This is a genomic window from Bradyrhizobium sp. CCBAU 45389 (assembly GCF_028128625.1).
Taxonomy (GTDB): domain Bacteria; phylum Pseudomonadota; class Alphaproteobacteria; order Rhizobiales; family Xanthobacteraceae; genus Bradyrhizobium; species Bradyrhizobium liaoningense_B.
In genome coordinates, this window is record NZ_LBIY01000099.1 from 80631 (window position 1) to 103372 (window position 22742).

General features: G+C 61.5%; 17 protein-coding genes, 1 tRNA gene and 2 pseudogenes. 9 read left to right on the plus strand and 11 right to left on the minus strand.

The annotated features are described in order from the left end of the window. The first annotated feature begins 105 nt into the window (after window positions 1-105). The 4 genes and pseudogenes from XH79_RS39570 to XH79_RS39580 all read left to right on the plus strand — a co-directional run bounded on the left by XH79_RS39570 (window position 106) and on the right by XH79_RS39580 (window position 3855). Window positions 106-1389: a cystathionine gamma-synthase family protein gene (locus XH79_RS39570; RefSeq protein ID WP_128948321.1), complete on the plus strand. Its 1284-nt coding sequence runs from the start codon at window positions 106-108 to the stop codon at window positions 1387-1389. Window positions 1390-1615: 226 nt separating this feature from the next. Then, a pseudogene (locus tag XH79_RS39575) lies at window positions 1616-1869 on the plus strand (nickel/cobalt efflux protein RcnA); the annotation flags it as partial. A 1232-nt stretch (window positions 1870-3101) separates the two neighbouring features. Then, on the plus strand, window positions 3102-3320 hold the full coding sequence (locus XH79_RS43370; RefSeq protein ID WP_128948319.1) for a DUF3141 domain-containing protein: 219 nt from the start codon (window positions 3102-3104) through the stop codon (window positions 3318-3320). Between the two features lie 55 nt (window positions 3321-3375). Further along, complete coding sequence (locus tag XH79_RS39580) at window positions 3376-3855, plus strand: acetoacetate decarboxylase family protein (RefSeq protein ID WP_245471719.1); 480 nt, start codon at window positions 3376-3378, stop codon at window positions 3853-3855. A gap of 365 nt (window positions 3856-4220) precedes the next feature. Here the strand turns inward: XH79_RS39580 and XH79_RS43375 are convergent. From XH79_RS43375 to XH79_RS39605, 6 genes and pseudogenes are all read right to left on the minus strand, one after another. After that, window positions 4221-4482, minus strand: a pseudogene (locus XH79_RS43375) (IS30 family transposase); the annotation flags it as partial. A 248-nt stretch (window positions 4483-4730) separates the two neighbouring features. Further along, window positions 4731-6461, minus strand: coding sequence for a dipeptide ABC transporter ATP-binding protein (locus tag XH79_RS39585; RefSeq protein ID WP_128948318.1), 1731 nt, complete (start codon window positions 6459-6461; stop codon window positions 4731-4733). Continuing rightward, window positions 6458-7339: an ABC transporter permease gene (locus XH79_RS39590; RefSeq protein WP_128948317.1), complete on the minus strand. Its 882-nt coding sequence runs from the start codon at window positions 7337-7339 to the stop codon at window positions 6458-6460. Before XH79_RS39590 ends, XH79_RS39585 begins: the two co-directional genes overlap by 4 nt. Next, window positions 7336-8298 (minus strand): ABC transporter permease, encoded by a 963-nt coding sequence (locus XH79_RS39595; protein WP_271530761.1) that lies wholly within the window; start codon window positions 8296-8298, stop codon window positions 7336-7338. The genes XH79_RS39590 and XH79_RS39595 overlap by 4 nt, the downstream gene beginning before the upstream one ends. Further along, window positions 8295-9983 (minus strand): ABC transporter substrate-binding protein, encoded by a 1689-nt coding sequence (locus XH79_RS39600; RefSeq protein WP_128948315.1) that lies wholly within the window; start codon window positions 9981-9983, stop codon window positions 8295-8297. Before XH79_RS39600 ends, XH79_RS39595 begins: the two co-directional genes overlap by 4 nt. A 30-nt stretch (window positions 9984-10013) precedes the next feature. Continuing rightward, window positions 10014-11348 carry an NtaA/DmoA family FMN-dependent monooxygenase gene (locus XH79_RS39605; RefSeq protein ID WP_271530762.1) on the minus strand — a complete coding sequence of 445 codons (1335 nt, stop codon included), beginning with the start codon at window positions 11346-11348 and terminating at the stop codon, window positions 10014-10016. 506 nt (window positions 11349-11854) lie between these two features. On the opposite strand from XH79_RS39605, the gene XH79_RS39610 reads away from it, so the two are divergent. Together XH79_RS39610 and XH79_RS39615 are read left to right on the plus strand one after the other, a co-directional pair. After that, window positions 11855-12142: a hypothetical protein gene (locus XH79_RS39610; RefSeq protein ID WP_271585202.1), complete on the plus strand. Its 288-nt coding sequence runs from the start codon at window positions 11855-11857 to the stop codon at window positions 12140-12142. Between the two features lie 59 nt (window positions 12143-12201). Next, window positions 12202-13728, plus strand: coding sequence for a hypothetical protein (locus XH79_RS39615; protein WP_128948312.1), 1527 nt, complete (start codon window positions 12202-12204; stop codon window positions 13726-13728). A gap of 229 nt (window positions 13729-13957) precedes the next feature. On the opposite strand, the gene XH79_RS39620 is transcribed toward XH79_RS39615, so the two are convergent. The 5 genes from XH79_RS39620 to XH79_RS39640 all read right to left on the minus strand — a co-directional run bounded on the left by XH79_RS39620 (window position 13958) and on the right by XH79_RS39640 (window position 18733). Further along, window positions 13958-14033: transfer RNA gene (locus XH79_RS39620), tRNA-Lys, on the minus strand. A 169-nt stretch (window positions 14034-14202) separates the two neighbouring features. Further along, entirely contained in the window at window positions 14203-14811 is a 609-nt protein-coding gene (locus tag XH79_RS39625; protein ID WP_271585203.1) for a Spy/CpxP family protein refolding chaperone, read from the minus strand. A gap of 209 nt (window positions 14812-15020) precedes the next feature. Further along, the gene (locus XH79_RS39630; RefSeq protein WP_271585204.1) at window positions 15021-16022 is read right to left on the minus strand and encodes a TRAP transporter substrate-binding protein; all 1002 of its coding nucleotides are present in this window, start codon (window positions 16020-16022) and stop codon (window positions 15021-15023) included. Between the two features lie 215 nt (window positions 16023-16237). Beyond that, complete coding sequence (locus tag XH79_RS39635; RefSeq protein ID WP_271585205.1) at window positions 16238-17800, minus strand: 2-isopropylmalate synthase; 1563 nt, start codon at window positions 17798-17800, stop codon at window positions 16238-16240. A 669-nt stretch (window positions 17801-18469) separates the two neighbouring features. Continuing rightward, on the minus strand, window positions 18470-18733 hold the full coding sequence (locus XH79_RS39640; protein ID WP_212339412.1) for a hypothetical protein: 264 nt from the start codon (window positions 18731-18733) through the stop codon (window positions 18470-18472). A gap of 276 nt (window positions 18734-19009) precedes the next feature. Between XH79_RS39640 and XH79_RS39645 the strand changes: the two genes are divergently transcribed. The 3 genes from XH79_RS39645 (at window position 19010) to XH79_RS39655 (ending at window position 22639) form a co-directional block, all read left to right on the plus strand. Beyond that, on the plus strand, window positions 19010-20233 hold the full coding sequence (locus tag XH79_RS39645; RefSeq protein ID WP_271585206.1) for an SMP-30/gluconolactonase/LRE family protein: 1224 nt from the start codon (window positions 19010-19012) through the stop codon (window positions 20231-20233). 119 nt (window positions 20234-20352) lie between these two features. Further along, window positions 20353-21483 (plus strand): D-alanine--D-alanine ligase family protein, encoded by a 1131-nt coding sequence (locus XH79_RS39650; protein ID WP_271585207.1) that lies wholly within the window; start codon window positions 20353-20355, stop codon window positions 21481-21483. Between the two features lie 58 nt (window positions 21484-21541). Continuing rightward, window positions 21542-22639 carry an NAD(P)/FAD-dependent oxidoreductase gene (locus XH79_RS39655; protein WP_271585208.1) on the plus strand — a complete coding sequence of 366 codons (1098 nt, stop codon included), beginning with the start codon at window positions 21542-21544 and terminating at the stop codon, window positions 22637-22639. The last annotated feature ends 103 nt before the right edge of the window (window positions 22640-22742 follow it).

A 22742-nucleotide genomic window follows, 5' to 3' on the forward strand; every position in this document is an offset into this window, starting at 1 on the left:
GCAGGTGCTGACGAACCTGCATACAGGGTCGATTTTGTGACCACCGCGGTGTACCACCGATTCGGCCCGCAACGCGCGGCGAGCATCAGAACAGCGAGACAGGCCATGGCAAAACCGTTCCCGTCGAAGACCCATATCGGCAACCATATGCTGCATCCGGAAACCCTGATGCTGACCTATGGCTATGATCCGCAATTGTCGGAAGGCGCCATCAAGCCGCCGGTGTTCCTGACCTCGACCTTCGTGTTCAAGACCGCCGAAGACGGCCAGGATTTCTTCGATTACGTCGCCGGCCGGCGCGAGCCGCCAGAAGGCATGGGGGCGGGCCTCGTCTATTCGCGCTTCAACCACCCCAACAGCGAGATCGTCGAGGACAGGCTTGCGGTCTATGAGCGCACCGAGAGCTGCGCGCTGTTCTCCTCGGGCATGGCGGCCATTGCGACCACGATCCTCGCCTTCGTCCGCCCCGGCGACGTCATCCTGCACTCGCAGCCGCTCTATGGCGGCACCGAAACCCTGCTGACGAACACGCTGGCGCGCCTGTCGATCGGCGCGGTCGGCTTTGCCGACGGCATCGATGAAGCCTCCGTCAGGCAAGCCTCGGAGGAGGCGACGGGCAAGGGGCGGGTTTCGATGATCCTGATCGAGACCCCGGCCAACCCGACCAACGGCCTCGTCGACATCGCGATGATCCGCCGCATCGCCGATTCCGTCGGCAAGGCCCAGGGACACACGCCGATCATCGCCTGCGATAACACGCTGCTCGGCCCGGTGTTTCAGCGGCCGATCGAGCACGGCGCGGACCTGTCGCTGTATTCGCTGACGAAGTATGTCGGCGGCCATTCCGACCTGATCGCGGGCGCCGCGCTCGGTTCGAAGGCGATCATGAAGGGCATCAAGGCGCTGCGCGGCGCCATCGGCACCCAGCTCGATCCGCATTCGTGCTGGATGATCAACCGCTCGCTCGAGACGCTGAGCCTGCGCATGGAAAAGGCCGATGCGAATGCGCGCCTGGTGGCGAGCTATCTGCGCGACCATCCAAAAGTCGCCAAGGTGCACTATCTCGGTCATCACGAGCAGGACTCCGCCCAGGGCCGCGTGTTCGCGCGGCAATGCCTGGGGGCGGGATCGACCTTCTCGTTCGACATCGTCGGCGGCAAGGAAGCGGCGGTGAAATTCCTCAATGCGCTGCAGATCCTCAAGCTGGCGGTGAGCCTTGGCGGCACCGAGTCGCTCGCGAGCCTGCCCGCGACGATGACCCATTCCGGCGTTCCCGCCGACATCCGCCAAAAGATCGGCGTGCTCGATTCCACCATCCGGCTGTCGATCGGCATCGAGAACCCGTCGGATCTGATCGCGGACCTCGCCCAGGCGCTGAATGCGGCTTGAGCGGGGGGATCAAAGCGGATTGGACGCGCGGCATGCCGACATGATCGCCGCGGCAGCCTCGTTACTCTGCGCGCCCGAGAGCTGCCGCACGAGGCAGATGTAATAGCCCTTGCTGGATGCGTTCAGCAGGGAATCGCCGGCAGGCCGTCAATCTCACTCGGCTTCGAGCCATTTGGAGACGGCGCGACCCGTGGGCCAACGAACGAAACCAACTCCCAATTGCCGCCTGATCCCGTGCCCGACCGCGATCACCGTGCTTCTGCTTTGCATCTAGTTGGAGGAGTTCAGCCTCGGCTCAGTTATGGTCCTCCGCTTCCTTGCAATCACGATGGTTTCGGCCGGCGTCGCCGCCCCCCTCAGCCTTCGCCGGATTGAGCGCCATTGGAGCGTCTTCAGCCGCTTCGCGCACCGTGCGCCAACGTTCTCCGCCGCCAGATCGTGCTTGTCGGCCTCTACAGGGGTTGGTCGGGTTGGCACTAACTGATGATCTGACCGGCACCCGCGTCCGTCCTACGCAAGGCGGTTGCTGGAACCTATCGGAGATCGCCTTCGCGGCAGCGTGCAGTTGCAGGTCGAGATCAGGCGCGGCTACTACATTGGCTTACCGAGGAAATGGTTTAAGCGAACGGAAGCCGTATGACGCTGAAGCGGGCCTCGGCAACCGGCAGTTATGCACGAACATCGGCGCAATCAGCGCAACAGCAATGATACGCTCAAACGGCACCGGCAGGATCACCATTCCTGCACGAAGCCGACGACTACGAACAGCGCAATAGCATCGAGCGCTGCTTCTTCGCTGAACACTCTTTCGACGCTTGGCACCCGTTATACAGGCGAATAGGACAGGCGAACCGTCAATTTTAGCCGGCTTCTTCATCGATCTCGCGGCCGCATTGGTCTGCGGTTGCACGCGTTTCCCCGTAGCCGTCCGGATTGTCAAGTGTCTAACAGGGTGTTCTACTGTAAGAACACCGGCTGAGGGATTTCATACTTAAACTGTCTTTTCACTAAATTCCGGTGGCGAGGCCGCGGGACTGCATCGTCTCGCGGCCCCATTGATTTCCGCTGTTGACGTCCGGGCGAGTTCCTCCACCGAATTCCGACTCTTTACTCCCAGAAGGGATGAGCGCTTCGATCGCCCGTTGGCATTATCGGGCCGTCGGCAATTTCTCGCTGGACAGCATTCCGGAAAATGTTGTCGTGGAGTGCACACGGCTGGTGCCAACCTGATCGACAGCAGCGACAGCGATCGTACGAAAACGCGCCCCGCATCGAAGCGAGCGGCAAGACCCGTGACTTGTTGCAGGCGCCCTGTTGCTGCGCGTCCAGCGCATCTGCAACCGCATGTCTACGCTCCTGCCCAATCTCTTGGCAGACGATGAAAGTCCGGCTGAGGCTCTACGTAAGATGCGCGACGATGGAATGCGGGGCGTTGCCAGGACGGGATACCGGCGTGACGCAAGTGAGCGCGCGGATGTTCTCCGCGAGCTTGGCGAAGTCTTCCCCGAACATGAGTCGGCAGGCTGTCCGCCCGTTCTATTCCACGACTACGACACAGACATGGAAGGACCGCAGGTACGTATTAATGCACGTCATTCCGGCTGAAAACGTCACCGTCGGCTACGGCCGTCGCCCTTTTATGATTATCTGTACGCGAGCGGGACCCAGTCCGGGCGTCGGCGGCCACAAAGCCGGCGAGAGGTGGACTTGCATTGCGCGAAGGTCATCCCGTGTACTTGGTGCGCTTCCAGCGTGACACAGAGCAGGACCAGCATCTCTCGTGTGTTACCCACGCGAAAGCGGCCATCGTTCGGAAAGTCATGCGCCGGCATCCGCATGCCCTCTCCCGGCCGTCATCGGCAATCGCCAAAGTGGCTGCGCGGCCCTCCTACTCGCCCGGACAAATCTCGGCTGGCCTGAGGATCCGCTAGCGATGTGAAGGTTGAGTTCACATCATAGAGTAGAACAATCAGGAGGATTGCAGCAATGCACGAAGTCAAAGGCATTCCGTTTGATGCGCCGCTTTACCACGGGGGCGACGAGCAGGGTAGCGCGTTTCTTAACTGCCAAGCCGTAAATGTCATGTTCAGCATCACAAGGGACGCGACTCGTCTACTGCCGGAGGAGCTAGTACCTGCAGCAAACCCGGCGATCGGTATTGTGGGCGTAGCGTGCTATGGCTTAAGCACAGTCGGAGCGTACTTAGAGCACTACTCAGGACTCCAAGTTCGCAATCCTGGCGGGCAGACCGGCTACTACATTCCATGCATCTACGTGACAACGAATGATGCAGCGCTCGCTTCGGGACGGGAGGTCCTTGGTGCTCCAAACAAGCTGGCGCACATCAGACTGACATGGGAAGCTGGTCCGATTCAGGGCACGCTCGAACGTCGGGCTGGCAAGCGTCTGCTAACCATCACTGCTCAACCAAATCAACGCATGAGCTCGGGTGCGCGGCAGATGTAGCCTACGCGGACGAACTTCTATTCGGTTCGCCATCTGCCACTAACAGAGTCCGGAAAGGGAGCCGTAACGCAACTCGTGAAATGGTGCACGGACCGAAGGTTCCGACGAGACGAGCGGGGCGCCGAAGTACTTTTTACTGGCCCGGTTTCCCTAACTTACGACTGCCCCCTCACTCATCGATCCCGTGCACAATTTGGCGGTCGGGGATACCCTGCTCGGCACGTACGAGGAGTATGAGTCTAGACTCCAGGCCATCGATGTCTTGTCGGGAGATCAATTCAGGCAAACAGAATGAGGAGTGAGTTTGCCCCAACTTTATCCAGTTAGAAGTCCCTGGTGACCTTGCCCTAAGCTTTACCTAGGTCTCTGCCGGGGTGCCCTCGTATTTTCTTGTGAAGTGGCAGCAGGCGGTACCAGTAATCGTTCTGGGCCGTCCGACGTTAGATGAGACGATATTGACTCATGGCTGATGATGGCGCGACCATGCTTCAGCACCAGGCGGCCGGCGATCTGCTCCGGCGAATGTCCCGTCGCAAGGCTTTTGCCCACGCATTTGCGCAGGTCTGACCGGCGCGCCAGCTTGAAGCGACAACCCCATCGCCTCCGTCGCTCGGCCGAAGCTTGTGAGCTCCGTTGCGGCTAGTCTAGACCCACCTGCGCCGGTGTGGTGATCGGCCATCGCATCTTGTGGACTTCGGTCTGGCAGTGAATCCCCTTAAAGGACGGAATTTGCATCGTCCGAATAGGCAGACGGGCTTCCGCTGGCGCGGATGCATGCATGGGAGAGCCACGGCCCGATCTAGCTGCCTTGCACAGCGCCTTGTCGTGCGCTCAGCCTCGCGCTGAGCCGACGGGGAGTGGCTGGCCTTGAGACTTTAAGCCGCCTGGAAGCGCAATTGTGGAACGGCCGCAACCAGCTTCCTCGTATAGGGTTGCCGAGGCCGTAAAAATACGTCGTCTGCTGCGCCGGCTTCGACGGCCACGCCGTGATTCATGACAAGAACACGGTCGCTCAGGTGGTGCACGACGCCGAGATCATGCGAGATGAATAGATAGCTGACGCGCAAGTGAGACTTGAGATCGCCAAGCAGATCGAGAATTTGCGCCTGGATGGATACATCAAGTGCCGCGACCGGCTCGTCACACACGATGATCTTGGGGCGCGGAGCAATCGCGCGGGCGATCGCAACCCGTTGGCGTTGACCTCCCGACAGCTCGAGTGGGCGCCTGTTCCTGAAGCTTGATGAAAGCCCCACAAGATCGAGCAACTCACTGACCTCGGATCGTCGACTGGCTCTGTCGAGGGGATCTCCGCGGCGCCTTGCCAAGGCATCATCAATGACGCGCTCGATGCTCCAGCGCGGATCGAATGAACTTAGTGGGTCCTGGTAGATGACCGAGATATCCGATCGCCGCTGGCGGCGCTCTTTCTCAGTCGCTGCAGTCCACAGCGCACCTTCGAGCGTCACCTCTCCCAGGTCCGGCCTTTCGAGCGCGAGCGCCATGCGTGCCACGGTCGTCTTCCCGGACCCTGACTCGCCGACGATACCAAGCGTCTCTCCATGGCCGAGGCGAAACGAGACATCATTGACAACGGTACGCAGCTTGCCGTCCGGTCCACGAAAGCGCTTGACGAGCCCTTCCGCTTCAAGCAGCGGCCTACTACGCTGTGCGATATCCGATTGGGCCAGCGCTTTGGTCACGTCGCGCTCAGCCGAGATGAAGCGCGGCGCCTTATAGGACGAAAGACGGCTGCCGCGTGACTGGACGGATGGGATCGCCTTAAGAAGGCTTCTGGTATAATCGTGTCTTGGATTGCCAAAAATCTGTTCTGATGAGCCATGCTCGACGATTTCACCGTGTCGCATCACGATGACTTCGTCGGCCATCTGCGATACCACGGCAAGATTGTGGCTGATGAGGATCACGGCCTTCCCGCGTTCGCGGGTTTCGCTGAGCAGATCCAAGATTTGCGCCTGGATCGTAACGTCCAGCGCCGTCGTGGGCTCATCTGCGATCAAGAGAGCTGGATCGAGAGCGATCGCCGTCGCAATCAAGGCTCGTTGTCGTTGTCCGCCTGACAGCTCATGTGGAAGCTGCCGCGCCTTGACCGCCGGCTCGGGCACGCCGACGAGCTTCAGAAGCTCAAGCACCCGTTCTGTCAACTCTGCGCCTGTCCTGATTGCGCGGTGAACAGTCAGCGCTTCACCGATCTCCTTGCCAACCGGTCTTAGCGGATCGAGCGACACCAGTGCGTCCTGTAACACGAAGCCGATACCCTTGCCGCGCAGGGCTCTCCATTCCGTGTCACCCAGGTGATCGATACTCTTCCCTTGAAAAGTCAGGCGGTCAGCTTGGACATGAGAACGCGCGCCGGTAAGACCAACCAACGTCCGGGCCGTAACGCTCTTGCCTGATCCTGATTCACCAACGATCGCGACGCACCGGCCTTTCTCAACCGTGAAAGAGACACTCTTTACCACATCTCGCCGCGAATGCGCCGGCCCGAAGGAAACGTTGAGGTTTTGTACCCCGAGCAACGGGACGCTAGCCGCGGGCGGTGTGGCATTTTGCCGGAAGGAGGCTGCGGGATAGGTCACGTTCATGGAAGCTCAATCCTTCCTTCCAGGCGTTGCTGCACGTACTGGCCGACAACAGTAACTGAGAGTGCTAAGGCAGCGATGGCAATACCGGGCATGACCTCGAGCCACCACGCATAGATCACGTAGTTACGCCCGGCATTGAGCAGCGCGCCCCATTCCGATGACGGGGGCGCAACTCCCAAGCCTAGAAAGGAAAGGCCGGATGCCCAAATGATGGCTTGCCCGACACCGAGCGTGAACATTGTCGCAAGTGGGCTGATTGCGTTGGGGAGAATATGCTTGAACAGGATGCGTCTCGGCGAGTGTCCTAGCGCCCTTGCCGCCTCAACATAACTGGTCGCTTTAACGCTCAGAACCTGCACCCTCACCATCCGCGCATATCCGGGCGATGTTCCAAGGCCGACGGCGATAACCAGCGTCGGGACCGAGGTGCCCAACAACGAAACGAAGAGAAGCGCAAGAAACAGAGTGGGGAGAGCGAACAAGGCGTCGAACAGCCGGCTGAGCACATTGTCGATCCAGCCGCCAGACAGGCCCGCCGTCACGCCGAGTATAAGCGCGAGGGCAAGGCTGAGCGCAGTCGCACCCAGCCCAATCGAGAGAGAATGACCTGTCCCTGCCACGATGCGGGAATAGAGATCCCGTCCGGACTGGTCCGTCCCCAGCCAATGCGTCAAGGAAGGGGCCTTCAGAGGTGACGTCAGGCTCAGCATTAAAGGATCATGCGTCTGAAGCAGTTTCGGCTCAATCGCCGCGATGAGGAAGAACGCCATAAAAAAAGCCGCGACATAGACCCGAACTGGAAATCTACGGGCGCCCGTCAGCACTCTTGCAGTTATGAACGCCTTAGCATGTCCGGCGGAGCTAGTGGCGAAACTCATGCCTCTTTCATCCGGGGATCGATGAGCTGCACCGTGAGATCCACGAACAAGCTGGTAGCGACAAACAGCGCAGCCGAAACCAGAATCACCCCTGACACGACCGGGACATCGCGTGTGGAGGTTGCTGCGACGAGAACGCCGCCCAGCCCCTGACGGCCAAAGACCGCTTCGATCAATACCGCGCCGGACAGCAGCTTGCCTATAATCCAGCCGGAAAGGGTGATCCCGGGCAAGGCAGCATGGCGCAGAGCGTGACGTAGACGGATACCGAGATCCCCTGTGCCGCGCATTCTCGATGAGGTGATGAAAGGTTGATCAAGAACCCGCGTGAATTCACTCAAAACCGCTTGACCAAGGAAGCCATAGATTTCCAAGGCCAGGGCGATCGTCGGCAGAACGAGGCCCATGAGGGTGTTGCCGCCTACGACAGGAAACAAGCGAAGCTGGATCGCGAAAACGACCAACAGGATTGTCGCCAGCCAATAAGGCGGAAGGGTTGCCAAGAAGACCTGAAGCCCGCCCAGCGCCTTGGACCATATGTTGTCACGCCCAGCGAAAAGAACCGTGGTTGTGATGGTGATGATCCAGGCCGTCAACACGGCGGCAAAGGCGAGCGCAATCGTCGGTCCGATCTGGCGCCCAATCAGGTCCGTGACAGGTTGATATTGAACGTAAGACTGCCCAAGGTCTCCGTGCATCACGTCCCTTATATACCTTCCATATTGCACGATGACGGGTTGATCGAAGCCATATTTGGCGTTGATGGCGAGCAGTTGGTCCCGAGGAATCTCTCCCACGTTTCCGCTATTTGCATTGAAGATGATCTGGGCGCGTTCCCCGGGCATCAGAAACTGCACAAAGAAGGTGAATGTCGCCGCGGCCCAGACCACGATCACGCCGGACAAGAGCCGGCGCGCCAGCCAAAGGCTTTGATGGCCTATCATCTTCGCCGCATTCATTTCTTATCGGTGAAATATGCGTCCGAGAAAACGGGCTCGCCCACCGACCCGCTGTCGAGCCAGATGTCCTTCACATTATCGGCTAAAGCGAGGGTGACATCCAAAACCGTGTAACTCAGGGACGGCGCGTTCTCGACGATCCGGCGCTCCGCCTGCTGATAAACCGCGGTGCGTTGCTCCTTGTCAGCGGTCTGTTCGGCCTTCTGGATGATGTCCCACAGGGGCAGATCCTGATAGCGGGAGGGATTGAAAGGATTGCGGACACCATTCAGGTCGGGCTTGTACGAGATGCGATAGATCTCGGCGCCGGGCGCAACCCAATATAGGGGCACGATCTCATAGTCATTTGGACCAAGATTCTTTCCGGCCCAGAAATCAGCCTGGTTGGTGGGCTGGAGGCGCACGTCGAAGCCTGCAGCCTTCGCTTGCTGCTGGATGATCTGCAGGACCTGATCGCCATCGGGAGGCGAAAAGGCGTTGGTGTAGGTGATGCGTATGATCAGCGCTTTGCCGTTCTTGCTGCGAATGCCGTTTGCATCGCGCACCGTCCACCCGGCCTCATCGAGCAGCTTGTTCGCCTTCTCAACGTCATAAGAATAGGATTTTGAGAGCTCGCCGACATATTCAGGCGAGCTTTGGCTCAAAGCGAAATTGCCCTCATAGGGCAGCGAGCCAAGGAACGCCGCTTGCACGGCAGCACGCCGGTCGGAGGCATAAGCAAAAGCCTGCCGGACACGCACGTCGTCGAACGGCGGTCTCTCGGAGAACAACGCAAGCCGAAGCGGCGTTCCGCCCGTGAGGTGACGCACGATCTTGAAGCGGGAATTGGCGTCTTGCCAGTTGACGGCCGGGATATGATAGACAACGTCGGATTCGCGGGACAGAAGCGAGCCGTAGCGTATCGTGGGGTCAGCGAGAAAACGCCACTCGATTCCTTCGACATAGGCTGGGCCTTGATGCTTGGCAGTGGCCGGGGCCGAATTGTAGTTTGGGTTTCGACGGAATATGACGTTCTTGCCGCGGTTCCATTTCTCCACGATGAACGGTCCCGAACCGACAGGGCTTTCGCAGTTCACGGCCTTGCCACGCTTCAGCCCCGTCGGCGATAGGATACCTTGCGAGGACTGCGCAAAGACATTCAGCAGCGGCTCGAATGGCGTCTTCAAGGTGATCTTGAGCGTCAGCGGGCCAGCCGCCGCCGCGGACTCGAAGACGCCCTTGAGATAAGGGCCGGCTGTGGGGTTCTCCAGCTCCGGATTGTCGCTCAGCCATCCATTGATGTTATCGACGACCGCCTGGGCGTCCAGAGGCGTCCCGTCCGTGAATTTGACGTCGGGCTTGATCTGGAAAATGTAGGTTTTGCGGTCATCCGAAACGCTCCAGGCGGTCGCAAGCCAAGGCAGGATTCTTCCGTCTTCAGCCCTGGCGACCAGATTGTCGCTGAATTGACGCTGCAGGTACCATTGCTGCACCCAGCCACCATAGAGGCACGGCGGCTCCTGGAAGTGACCGTACCGGATGATCCCGCCCGATTGCGGCTTGCCAGCAGAAGCATCTTCCGCCTTCACGGCATCCGCTATGGTAAGGCCAGACATCGCGATGGCGATGATTGCGGCGTGAGACTTCAGACGACGATTCATACTTTTGAGAAGAAACGCCGAACGAACGGCAGCCGGCTTAGACATGATAAGCTCCGAATATGAAGGGAGAAGAACTCAGGCGGCGGAGACCTGTTCGGCGCGCTCGCCCGGCAGAGGAATGCCAAGATGCTCGCGCAGCGTTTCGCCGCTATAGTCCGAACGGAACAAGCCGCGCCGCTGCAGAACGGGAACAACATGGTCGACGAACGCAGGCGTGCCGTCGGACAGAACATCCGGTATGACGTTGAACCCGTCCACTGCGCCAGCCCGGAACCACTCTTCGAAGGAAGCGGCAATCTGCTCCGGCGATCCAACCAGCACCCGGTGACCGTAAGCAGGCGCCTCGACGATGATCTCGCGGACCGTTTTGCCGGAGCGCACGAGCGCTTCCACAGTGCGATACTGGCCGATGGAAAAAGCCGCGTCCGCATGTCGCGGCAGTAAGTTGGGGTCGATTGGTTCGTCGATCTTCAGCCTTTCGGCAGGAATACCGAAACGACCGGACAGCACATCAAGGGCAACGTCAAAGTTGATAAGCTCGTCAAGCCCTGCCTTGCGCTTGATTGCTTCCTCTTCCGTTCCGGCAATGAAAGTGACGATGCCCGGCAGCACAAGGGGCGCCCGTCGTCCATGTTGAGAAGCAAACGACCTGAGGCGATCGGCCTCGCGCAAGGCGATTTCCAGATTGCCTGTCGACGAGAACACGGCGTCGGCGCTTCGGGCAGCGAACTGAAGCCCCTGATCCGATCCGCCTGCCTGGAAGATAACCGGCTGTCCCTGTCTTGAGCCCGGATGTGTCAGTGGCCCGCTGATGTCGAAGAACTCGCCGGCATGTCTTACCCTCTGCAGCCGGCTCGGATCACCGAAACGCCCCGAGGCCTGGTCCAGAATAAGAGCGCCTTCTCCCCAGCTCTGCCAAAGGGTTCGCACGGCCTCCACGAATTCTTCAGCGCGGCGATAACGGTCATCACGTGATTGCTCCTGGCCGCCGAAGCTCCTGGCCGTATAGACATTGGATGTCGTAACTGCATTCCAGGCCGCACGGCCGCCACTGACAACGTCAAGCGACTGAAATCGGCGCGCGAGGTTATAGGGCTCGTTGTAGGTGGTGGATGCCGAGCCGATTAACCCGACAAATTTTGTTTCTCGTGCGATGCTGGCAAGCGTAATCGTCGGCTCGATGCCATTGAGCGGCGGGCTTTTGTCGATTGCTGGATTGAGCGCTGGCGTATCGGCGAGGAAAACCGCGTCGAGCTTTCCACGCTCGGCGAGCTTTGCGGCTCGTACGTAATGTTCAACGTCGTAGAATGCCCCAGGAGGATTTCCGGGCCACCGCCACGCCGCTGCATGTCCCCCAGCGCCGTGCAGGTTCAAACCAAGGTGAAGCTCACGTTCAAGCGCTGACGTCATCACGCGGCACATGTGATTCGAGTGGAGGTGCACCGGAAGCTCAAAAACGTCATCCCGCTCCTCTCAATTTTCGGTAGCCATGAACCCGTCATGGCACTTCAACATTGTTGAGTAGCCGACCAGCGTCAACCATGCAGACGAAATAAGAATGCCTGTTTCAATTCGTGCCGCCCGATAATTGATTTTTGTTGGGAATGCATCACCGCACGGAACGATAAACTCCGCGACTGAGAAGCCCCATCTATCCGGTTTGCAATCGCATCGGCGGTCTTTGGGCTCCTCCCATGAATGTTCTCCCTCAGCACGGTGCGTGAAGACGCGACGCGAGAGGACCCTTGCATCCTATTTTGCACGCGAAATTAGCCGAATTCGCTACGATTAGGAGGGCACGCTTTTCATGTTCGTTCTTGTCTGCTTCCATGTTGTATCGAAATCGTTCAACGGAGAAAAAAGTGACGCGGCGTTGCGGACTTATGCAGCTGCGCTCGCCAAATAGCGCACAGACCATGGAGCCGCCCTATTCTTCAATTGAAGTCGCAAAAGCGATGGGCATTTCGCTGGACACTTTCTATCGCACGCGTCAGATCCGACACGAGCGCGACGGCTTGCCAGCGCCGATCAGCGCGCGGGGGCCGCTCAAATGGGAGCGCACGGGCTTCGACGCCTGGCTGACCCGACATCACCCCATGCGTCCAAAGACGATCGCCAATGACACATTCGTGCCACCACCAGCAGCAACCGATGCAGAACATCGCGAGCGGCTGAGAACGGCCTATGGCAATCATCGCGCTTGACATCGTAGATCGCCCCAGAGTCCAATAGGTGCTTTCTTACTTCGGCACCAAGGTTTGCTATGGCGGATCCGAAATTTCCGTACGTGAAGTGGCGTGACGGTCGCCCGCGTTCATCGCATGGCGCTTACGCCAGAGCACTTGGCTTCCTCGATTCCGACTTGCGCCATCCGCCCCACGATGAAAAAGGCCATCCGGTCGGTGCATGGTTCAATCTCCAGGAGGCCTCTGACTTTTCAGATAGACGAAGATCGGAAATCGATGCGGCGCGGCGCGCCGGCAAACTGCCCAAAAAGATAACTGTAAGGAAGCGTACCACAATTGGAGATCTTCTAGACGACTGGAGCAAATCGGCTGAGTTCAAGGCATTGTCGGCCGCCTCGCAATCATCCTACCGGAAGTGCATCTCCGCCATCCTGTATCGACCGCAGACGCGCGAGGCTGCTGCACGGATGCGTGCGGAGATCCGAGCCGCCCGACTGCTCGGCCTGGCGGAGCCCGCGCGAGAGCTCGAGGCGATCGCGACCGCGACGCCATCTTCGATTGGCAAGCCGGAGTTCCGCGCGTTCTATAACTATGCGAAATCAGTGCGCGGGCATCACATGGCGCTGTCGATGATCGCGACGCTGTCTGCCGCGTTCACTTGGGGTCAGGAAAGCATCCTGTGGCGCCTCGGACCAAACCCGCGAGAGGGCATGGAGTTCGATCATCCGGACGGCCGGATCGTGCTGGTAGCGATGCGAGAATTTTCGGCATGGGTGGCTGCAGCCGATGCAATCGAACGGCCTTCGATTGGTGACAGCTTCTATCTTGCCCTGTTCACCGGGCAGCGCCAGACCGATCGTCTGATCATGCGTGACGAGGGTGACGTCGAGGGACGGCACGCGTTCCGGCAAAGCAAGACTGGCGAACTCGTCGACATCAAGGAGGCGCCACAACTTAGCGCAAGGCTAAGCGCTTCGCGCGCCAGGATAAAGGCGCTCAAGCTGCGGCTTCAGCTTGAGACAGTACCGCTCGAACTTGTCATCAACGAGGACAATGGCGAGCCATATGACGAGAGCACCTATCGCCATTGGGTATCAACCGCGCGGGCCGTCGCCGTCTTCGGCTTTCTCGCAAGTCATACCGCGCGTCAGGCGGTCGTCCGCGCTGAGCGGCTGACCTCCGAACTGATCAATACCGTCGACACACTGTTCGCGCCTTTCTCACTCGATTCAGAAAACAAAGCGAAACGGGCCCGCGCGGTCGATCAGCGCGCGGGTGCATTGGCGCGATGGCTGGATGCGCAGGCAACGCGCGACAGCAATGGGGAGACGGCGGCGTGGCGCCTGAAGCCCTGCCCGTCGCTAATGTTTGTCAATGTGGCCGGCGAACTCGACCAGAAACACGACCAGGACCTGCGCGATACTTGTGTGATGCTGCTTGATCGCGCCGGCTGCGACCTGCTGACCATCTGCGACATTACCGGGCACTCGTATCGAAGCGCGCAAACCATCGTGAAGCATTACCGCGCCCGAAATGCCGATCGCGCCGACGCCGGCATCGACCGGCTCGAATTGCAGGTACGCAAGGAAGGGATGAAGGGCTGACTGCGGGACCGGCCGAACCTCGTTCGGCGACAGCCCGTGTGCTCTGTTTATGTCGGTGATACCCTCGCCGGTTGCAACCGTCTCCTACAAAGTGCCACAAAGAACATTCAGAGAACGATACAGACTCGTCGCACGGCGTGCGACGTGCGACCACAAAAAGCGTCGCACGGCCACATTTTGTTCTATCCGCAAAAATGAAAAAAGCCCTTGTGGGCCAATCTCTTGAGAGTGGTGGGCGCACCAGGGCTCGAACCTGGGACCCGCTGATTAAGAGTCAGCTGCTCTACCAACTGAGCTATGCGCCCGAAAGGCCGGTCAAAGCCTTGCGAGGCCGGTCGTTTAGCAAAGCGATCCGGGGATGGCAAGCGATGTGGCGCATGTTTTCCAAGGTTCTTCCACAGTCCACAAAAAGCGAAAAGCCGCTGGATTCCAGCGGCTTCGCCAAGGTTAATCCCAGGGAAATCCCGTACTCGCTCAGAGCCGGCCCTCGCGGTCCCGGTCCGGGCCGCCATCGCGGTCGAAACGGTCGCGGCGGAAGTGCTCCATGCCCCTCTCCATCATCCGGTCCATGCCCCGTTCCATGAAGTGGCGCGGCGGGCCGTCCTCGCCGCCGCCGAACGGGCCGCGGTGGCGGGTCAGCACGGCGAGGCGCCGCTTCTGGCCCTCGTCGAGGGTCTTGTAGAGCGGATCGGCGGCATCGGCGATCTTCTTCAGGGCGGCGGAACTGGCGCCCATGTCCTCGGCGCGCTGGCGCAGGCGGGCGATCGGATCGTCCGGCTTGTCGGCATCCCTGCTTGCGTCACCCGGGCCGGCATTCATGCGCGCATTGGCGCGATCGATACGCAGCTTGGCGAAGTCGCGCACGGCGGCCTCGACCGGCGGCCACAGCTTCTCCTGATCGGCGTTGAGCTTCAGCCCGGCATGGACGGCGGCGATCCGCGCATCGACGAAAGCGGCGCGATCCTCCGGGTTCATGCGGATGTGGCGGAAGTGCTCCATCCACGGACGATGATATTGGGCATAGACCGCGCCCGAGCCGGCGATGCTGAGCGCGGCAATGGCAGCGATGGTGAACTTCTTCATCCGAACCTCCTCTGGAAGGATGCGCTGAGGATGAGCGCGAGGAGGCTGACGCGCAACTTACAACTTGGACAGGAAGCCGTTCTTACGGAGATGTAACTGCCGTGAATGTCCGTTCAGATGCATACTGAAACGATTTGCAACAAAAAGGGCTTCCGTGCCGACACGGAAGCCCTTTTGTTCATGCACTATTTATCCGCGCACCACGCGCGTCAGTTCGTCGTGCTCTTCGCTTCCTTCAGGAATTCGTCGATCAGCGGCTGGCCGACGCGGCTCGCGGCATCCTTGTAGACCGGCTCCATCGCCTTGCGCATCGCCTCGTCCTGCTCGCCCGTGAGCTTGATGATCTCGCTTTTGCCGCTCTTCTTGATCTCGGCGAGCGCGTCGTCGTTTTCCTTCTGCGACTGCGCGTTGTTGAAGTCGGTGGCTTCCTTCATCGCCTTCGACAACTGGTCGCGGATATCGGCCGGCAAATCGTCCCAGAACTTCTTGTTCACGATCACGACGTAGCCGATGTAACCGTGATTGGTCTCGGTGATGTACTTCTGCACCTCGTGCATCTTCTGGGTATAGATGTTCGACCAGGTGTTCTCCTGGCCGTCGACCACGCCGGTCTGCAGTGCCTGGTAGACCTCGCCGAAAGCCATCACCTGCGGCAGCGAGCCGAGCGTCTTGAACTGGGCCTGCAGCACGCGCGAGGACTGGATGCGGAACTTGACGCCCTGATAGTCGGCGGGCGCAATCAGCTTCTTGTTCGCGCTCATCTGCTTGAAGCCGTTGTCCCAATAGGCAAGTCCGGTGATGCCCTTGGGCTCGAGCTGCTTGAGCAGGCGCGCGCCGAGCGGGCCTTCCGTCACCTTCCGCAGCGTCTTCAGGTCGGGCAGGATGTAGGGCAGATCGAACACCTCGAACTCGCGGATGCCGAGCGGGCCGAACTTGGAGTTGGACGGCGCCAGCATCTGCACGCTGCCGAGCTGGAGCGCCTCGAGCTCTTCCTTGTCCTTGTAGAGCGTCGAGTTCGGGTAGACCTCGACCTTGACCTTGCCGCCGGTGTACTTCTCGGCGAGTTCCTTGAATTTCTCCGCGCCCTTGCCCTTCGGCGTGTCGGTGGCGACGACGTGGCTGAACTTGATGATGATCGGCGATTGCGCCGTTGCCGGCCCGGTCAGCGCCAAAGCCGCAATCGATGCTGCAGCCCAAATGAGTTTCCGCATGCTTCCTCCACTACGCTTTTGTGGGGCGCGGACCGCCGGCCCCAAGCCTTAAATTCTTTGGAGGCAGCATTATAGGGAAGCAGGCTGGGGCGCCATTGCCCCTTAGCAGGGGTCTCCCTGCAAAAATGCGGTATCCGGGAAGAAGCCGCGGCGCTCAACGAAAAACGCGGTGCCGAGGCCACCGCGTTTCCACCGTTTCATCCGGAACGTGACCTTCAGCTCGCCGCCGCCGTCGTCACCGTGTCGCGCTGGCGCTTCATGACGATCTTGTTGAGCGCACCGAGATAGGCCTTGGCCGAGGCCACCAGCGTATCCGGGTCCGCCGCGCGCGCCGTCATCGAACGGCCGTCATGCGACAGCCGCACCGAGACCTCCGCTTGCGCGTCGGTGCCTTCGGTCACCGCGTGGACCTGGTACAGCTCGAGCTTGGCCTCGTGCGGCACCAGGCGCTTGATGCAGTTGAACACCGCATCGACCGGACCATTGCCCTCGGCTTCCTCGATCTTGATCTGGCCGTCGACGTCCAGCTTCATGGTCGCGCGCTGCGGGCCATGGGTGCCGGCGATCACGGTCAGCGAGGTCAGCTTGATGCGGTCGTGCGAAGCCGCCATCTCCTCGTCGACCAGCGCCTCGATGTCCTCGTCGTAGATGTCCTTCTTGCGGTCGGCGAGCGCCTTCATCCGCGTGAACGCATCTTCCAGCTGGTTCGGGCCGAGCTTGTAGCCCATCTCCTCCAGCTTGTGCACGAAAGCGTGGCGGCCGGAGTGCTTGCCGAGCACCAGCGAGGACTGCTTCAGGCCGACCATCTCGGGCCGCATGATCTCGTAGGTGGACGCGTCCTTCAGCACGCCATCCTGGTGGATGCCGCTCTCATGCGCGAACGCGTTCCGTCCGACGATCGCCTTGTTGTACTGGACCGGGAACGAGGTCGCCGCCGACACCACCTTCGAGGCGCGGGTCAGCTGCGTGGTGTCGATCTTGTTCCAGTACGGGAATTTGTCGTTGCGGACGTTGATCGCCATCACGATCTCTTCGAGCGCAGCGTTGCCGGCGCGCTCGCCGATGCCGTTGATGGTGCACTCGACCTGGCGCGCGCCGCCGGTGATGCCGGCCAGCGAGTTCGCTACCGCCATGCCGAGGTCGTTATGGCAATGGACCGAGAACACCGCCTTGTCGGAGTTCGGCACGCGCTCGATCAGCGTCTTCATGAAGTGGGTGTATTCCTCCGGCACCGTGTAGCCGACGGTGTCGGGAATGTTCACCGTGGTGGCGCCGGCCTTGATCACGGCTTCGACGATGCGGCAGAGAAAATCCATCTCGCTGCGGGTACCGTCCTCGGCCGACCATTCGACGTCGTCGATCTGGTTGCGGGCGCGCGCGACCATCGCGACCGAAGTCTCGATCACCTGCTCCGGGGTCTTGTTCAGCTTCACCCGCATATGCAGCGGCGAGGTCGCGATCACGGTGTGGACGCGGCCGCGCTTGGCGAATTTCACGGCTTCGGCGCAGCGATCGATATCGGCCGGGTGCGCACGGGACAGCCCGGCGATCACGGCGTTCTTGGAGCGGCGGGCGATCTCGCTGACCGCCTGGAAGTCGCCCTCCGAGGTGATCGGGAAGCCGGCTTCGATGACGTCGACGCCCATATCGTCCAGCAGCTCGGCGACCTCGAGCTTCTCCTCGAAGGTCATGGTGGCGCCGGGGCACTGCTCGCCGTCGCGCAGCGTGGTGTCGAAAATGATGACGCGGTCCTTCTCGGACTTGTTCACGTTGGCCATTTCAAATTCCTTTTGAGCTTTAGCGCCGTTCAATCTGCAGGGCGCCTGAGGTGTCCGGTGATCTCGACCAGCCCCTGAGCGCCCAGGCGCGTTGCGCCCAGCCGGCCCTCAGGGGCAGCTAAGAAGAAGCCCGCCAAGAAGGAGGGTGGGCAGCGCAGCCGGGATCGCGGCGGCGGCCGGAGCCACCTCCTTCGAAATCCCATCGATTTGGCCGCGAATCAGCATTGCCAGACCCTTTTGAGCCCTCAAATCCTCGGTCAAAACCGTTGACGGTTGGTTGCCGGGAGGCTCGATCGGCCTGTTTCTAGACGAGAAATGGCCGCAACTGCAACGCCAAAAGATGGTCAGGAAGGCTGACCTGGTTGGAGGTGGATCGCGCCGCCTCAGCAAGCGCCCTTGCCAGCCCCGTCATCCTGAGGTGCGAGTGGCGCGATGCACTAAGCATCGCGCCGGGAGCCTCGAAGGATGAGCGGCCGGGATGCATTCGGGCCGTTCATCCTTCGAGGCTTGCCCCGCGGCTCTGTCGCGCCGCAGGGGCGCGCACCTCCAGCGACGAGCGCTAAGCGCTCGCGCGGGGGTGACGGTGATGTAGGAGAGTTCGCGGTAGCGTCCTGATGCAAACGCCCCCGGATCATGCTTCGCCCGATCCGAACTGGGAGCAATGTCAAACTATCCCGCGCGGCGGGCGCGGGCCCTGCTCTCCCAACGATCCAGCATCTGGCCGAGTTCGCCGGTGGCGACCTTCGCGACTGCGTTGGAATTCGCAGCCTCGTTGGTGTTGGCGGGCGCGGCGGCGCGCAACCAGCCCGGCTCGCTATATTCGCGCCAGCGCTGCGCCTCCGCCCGACGTTGGCGGGAGACACGATCGCGGGTGAAATAGCCCGCGGCAAACGCGACGGCGAGCGCAATGACCAGTGCAACAACGGCTAACACAATGAACTCCGGCGTTGACCCCGGGGACGTTCTGCCAGCATCGCGCGCGAGGTCAAGGCTTGACAGGTCCCAAAACCGGCCCCGGTTAACAGCTCGCGGGCGAGACGAATTGTCGCCTTGCAGGTCGAACAGCCCGCAATGCGGCGATGTTGCGGCGATCTCGCGGCATCGCGCGGAGGCTGCGAACCTGCCCCTCGCAACCGGACGCGGACCGGACTAACCTTCGGCTCGCTCGGCCGGATCAACCGGCCAGCCAAACATGACCGGGAGGACGCGATGACACGCCAGGAGGCTCCTGAGCAGGAGCAGGATGCTGCGCTTTCACGACGAACACTTGTCCGGGGACTGGCGCTCGGCGCCGCGGCCACGATAGCCGGCCCCGCGCTGGCCCAGACCGGGCCAGCCGCACCGCCGACGACGATCACCACGCCGCCGCGCGATTTCGGCCCCAATGGCGCGCCGACCACCTATTTCTGGGACCCCGACGTCATCGCGGTCGATCCGTCCTTCGAAGATCTCGCGCAGCCCAACACCGCGATCAAGCGCCTCTATACCGGCCTGCTCTGGGCCGAGGGCCCGGCCTGGAGCGCACAGGGCCGGTATCTGCTGTGGAGCGACATTCCCAACAACCGGCAAATGCGCTGGACCGAGGATGACGGCCGCGTCAGCGTATTCCGCTCGCCCTCCAACAACTCCAACGGCAACTCCTTCGACTTCCAGGGCCGCCAGCTCTCCTGCGAGCACCTGACGCGCCGGGTGACGCGCTACGAGCATGACGGCACCGCCACGGTGCTGGCGGATTCCTATCAAGGCAAGCGGCTGAACTCGCCGAACGACATCGCGGCGCATCCCGACGGCAGTTACTGGTTCACCGATCCGCCCTATGGCGGCCAGCTCTACGAAGGCGAGCCTGACGTCGCGGGCGGCCCGAGCAATGCGGGCAGCAAGCTCAATCCGCGCATCGGACAGCCGGCCGGCTTCACACCGGGCAAGCGCGAGCTGCCGACCAATTGCTATCGCATCGATCCCTCCGGCCGCATCGATCTCGTCGTCACCGAGGACCAGGTGCCCGATCCGAACGGGCTGTGCTTCTCGCCCGACTACAAGAAGCTCTACATCGCCTCGACCGGCAAGGGACCGGGCGATACCGGCCCCGGCGGCAAAGGCGAGATCTTCGTGTTCGACGTCGGCACGGACAACAAGCTCTCGAACCTGAAGAAGTTCAGCGATTGCGTGATCGACGGCGTGAAGTGCGGGCCCGATGGCCTGCGCTGCGACGTCAACGGCAATCTCTGGGCTTCCAGCAATGCCGGCCGCGCCGTCGGCTACAGCGGCGTGACGGTCTGGTCCCCGGAGGGCAAGCTGCTCGGACGCATCCGCCTGCCGGAAGTCTGCGGCAACGTCTGCTTCGGCGGGCCCAAGCGCAACCGCCTGTTCATGGCCGCGAGCCAGTCGCTCTATGCGGTATATACGGCGACGCAGGGCGCGGGGCCGGGCTGAAGCGCAGCGGCCTTCACGACACGGCGCCGGCGGGCCTCGCCGGCGCCGAACTGTTATGATCGATGCAGCAACCGGGGCAACAGAGGTGACTTCCAGACCGGGCGCGTGATAATTGAGCCATGGCAGAAAAAATTCGCGTTGTGGTTCTCTATGGCGGCAGGTCCGGTGAGCATGAGGTCTCGCTCAAATCGGCGGCCTCCGTATTCAGGCATCTCGATCGCACCCGTTTCGAGGTGATCCCGGTCTCCATCGACAAGGAGGGTCGGTGGCAATGGAACGATCTTGGTGCGCTCGATCTGGCGCAGACGACGTCCTTGCCGATCCTGCCCGACGCGCCGGAGATACGGCTCGCTAGAGAACCTGATGGACGCGTCGCTCTCATGCCGATTTCCGCAGGGACAGCAGGGACAATGGACCCGCTCGAGATCGATGTCGTCTTTCCGGTCATCCACGGACCGCTTTGCGAGGACGGCACCGTGCAGGGCCTGCTGGAGTTGGCCGACGTCGCCTATGTCGGATCCGGCGTTCTCGCCTCCGCCGTCAGCATGGACAAGGACGTCGCCAAGCGGCTCGCCGAATTCGCGGGCATTCCGGTCGCGCCCTATCGCGTGCTCACCCGCAAGGCCTTCGTCCAGGACCGGTCCACGTCTCTTGCGAAGGCGGCCGAAGGACTGAGCCTCCCGGTGTTCGTCAAGCCGTGCAACATGGGCTCCAGCGTCGGCATTCACAAGGTGAAGACTTGGGAGGCGCTCGGAGCGGCGCTCGACGATGCGTTCCGCTATGACGTCAAGGTGCTGGTCGAGCAGGGCATCGACGCCCGCGAGATCGAGGTCGCCGTGCTCGAGGGCGAGACGCTGTTCGCGAGCCTCGCCAGCGAGCTGAATCCCAATGCCCATCACGAGTTCTATTCCTACGAGGCCAAGTATCTCGATCCCGACGGCGCCCGGGTCGACCTTCCCGCCAACCTCGACGCAGCACAGATGGAGCGCGTCCGGTCGCTGGCAACGCAGGTGTTCGCGGCGCTCGAATGCAGCGGCTTCGCGCGCGTCGACTTTTTCCTCGACCGGCAGGGCGGCGAGTTCTGCTTCAACGAGATCAACACCCTGCCCGGCTTCACCTCCATCAGCATGTACCCGAAGATGATGGAAGCCTCGGGCGTGCCGTATGGCGAGCTGCTGACCCGCCTCGTCGAGCTGGCGCTGGACCGGCACCGGCAGCGTCAATCGCTGGAACGGGGTTACGCTAGCTAGGTTGTTTCCGCTCGGGAGCTAAGCGCTCCAGGAATTGACGCGAGCCAGGGAAGACACCATGCGCGTTGTGATCTGCGGCGGCGGCGTGATCGGGGCCTGTACCGCTTATTTCCTGCGCCGCCGCGGCATCGACGTGACCGTCGTGGAGCGAACCGAGGTCGCGGCCGCCGCCTCCGGCAAGGCCGGCGGCTTCCTGGCCCGGGACTGGTGCGCCGGCACGCCGCTGGACGCGCTCGCGCGGCGCAGCTTTGCGCTTCACGCGCAACTGCCGGAGGAGATCGCGGGCAATTGGGGCTACCGGCCGATGATCGCCTATAGCGGTTTCGTTGCTTCCGACGGCGACGCGCGGCGGCATGCACCATCCGCACTCGGCTGGCTCCGCGACGGTGTCGTCATCACACAACGCATCGGCACGGCGAAGACGACCGCGATCGTCCATCCCCGCAAGTTCACCTCGGCCGTGATGGACGCTGCGCTCGCGCAAGGAGCCACGCTTCGCGCTGGACGCATCACCGGCATCGTGCGCGATGGCGATCGGGCGAGGGGTGTCGAGGTCGAAGGTCGCGTCGTCGCGGCTGATGCCGTCGTGATCGCGATGGGGCCATGGTCGCTGCTCGCGGCGCAATGGATGAGCCTGCCGGCCGTCTACGGCCAGCGCAGCCCGAGCATCGTGTACGACACCGTCTCCGAGGTGCCGGCCGATGCGTTATTCCTGGAGTATGAGGAAGACGGCAGCACGGTCTCGATCGAGGTCTTCCCGCGCGCCGACGGCAGCACGCACATCACCGCCCTGTCCGACATCGCGCCGCTGCCGCTCGATCCCGCCGCCGTGACGCCGGACGTTGATGCGATCGGGCGGCTGCAGAGCATGTCGGAGCGGCTGTCGCCGCTGTTCCGTTCCGAAAGGATCATCGCGCAGCAGGCCTGTTTCCGCCCCGTGACGGAGGACGGCTTGCCGCTGATCGGCAAGGTGCCGCAGAGCGAAGGTCTCTATGTTGCGACCGGACACAATGTCTGGGGCATCCTCAATGCACCCGCCACCGGAGAAGCGCTGGCGGAGTTGATCACTGAAGGCGCAACGCGCGAGGTTGATTTGTCGCCATTCGATCCGGCCCGGCTTACACCGCTCGATCCATCCCTGCTGCAAGCACGCTGAAACGCCCACATTTCGCTTTCTTGTAGCCCGGATGGAGCGAAGCGAAATCCGGGACCTCAGTGCCCGTTGGTGAGAACCCCGGATTGCGCTTCGATCCATCCGG

Excerpts from the sequence above, each read along its gene's own strand:
- XH79_RS39570 (WP_128948321.1), top strand. The coding sequence starts at position 106 with ATGGCAAAACCGTTCCCGTCGAAGACCCATATCGGCAACCATATGCTG.
- XH79_RS39580 (WP_245471719.1), top strand. The coding sequence starts at position 3,376 with ATGCACGAAGTCAAAGGCATTCCGTTTGATGCGCCGCTTTACCACGGG.
- XH79_RS39585 (WP_128948318.1), bottom strand. The coding sequence starts at position 6,461 with ATGAACGTGACCTATCCCGCAGCCTCCTTCCGGCAAAATGCCACACCG.
- XH79_RS39590 (WP_128948317.1), bottom strand. The coding sequence starts at position 7,339 with ATGAGTTTCGCCACTAGCTCCGCCGGACATGCTAAGGCGTTCATAACT.
- XH79_RS39595 (WP_271530761.1), bottom strand. The coding sequence starts at position 8,298 with ATGAATGCGGCGAAGATGATAGGCCATCAAAGCCTTTGGCTGGCGCGC.
- XH79_RS39600 (WP_128948315.1), bottom strand. The coding sequence starts at position 9,983 with ATGTCTAAGCCGGCTGCCGTTCGTTCGGCGTTTCTTCTCAAAAGTATG.
- XH79_RS39605 (WP_271530762.1), bottom strand. The coding sequence starts at position 11,348 with ATGACGTCAGCGCTTGAACGTGAGCTTCACCTTGGTTTGAACCTGCAC.
- XH79_RS39610 (WP_271585202.1), top strand. The coding sequence starts at position 11,855 with ATGGAGCCGCCCTATTCTTCAATTGAAGTCGCAAAAGCGATGGGCATT.
- XH79_RS39615 (WP_128948312.1), top strand. The coding sequence starts at position 12,202 with ATGGCGGATCCGAAATTTCCGTACGTGAAGTGGCGTGACGGTCGCCCG.
- XH79_RS39625 (WP_271585203.1), bottom strand. The coding sequence starts at position 14,811 with ATGAAGAAGTTCACCATCGCTGCCATTGCCGCGCTCAGCATCGCCGGC.
- XH79_RS39630 (WP_271585204.1), bottom strand. The coding sequence starts at position 16,022 with ATGCGGAAACTCATTTGGGCTGCAGCATCGATTGCGGCTTTGGCGCTG.
- XH79_RS39635 (WP_271585205.1), bottom strand. The coding sequence starts at position 17,800 with ATGGCCAACGTGAACAAGTCCGAGAAGGACCGCGTCATCATTTTCGAC.
- XH79_RS39645 (WP_271585206.1), top strand. The coding sequence starts at position 19,010 with ATGACACGCCAGGAGGCTCCTGAGCAGGAGCAGGATGCTGCGCTTTCA.
- XH79_RS39650 (WP_271585207.1), top strand. The coding sequence starts at position 20,353 with ATGGCAGAAAAAATTCGCGTTGTGGTTCTCTATGGCGGCAGGTCCGGT.
- XH79_RS39655 (WP_271585208.1), top strand. The coding sequence starts at position 21,542 with ATGCGCGTTGTGATCTGCGGCGGCGGCGTGATCGGGGCCTGTACCGCT.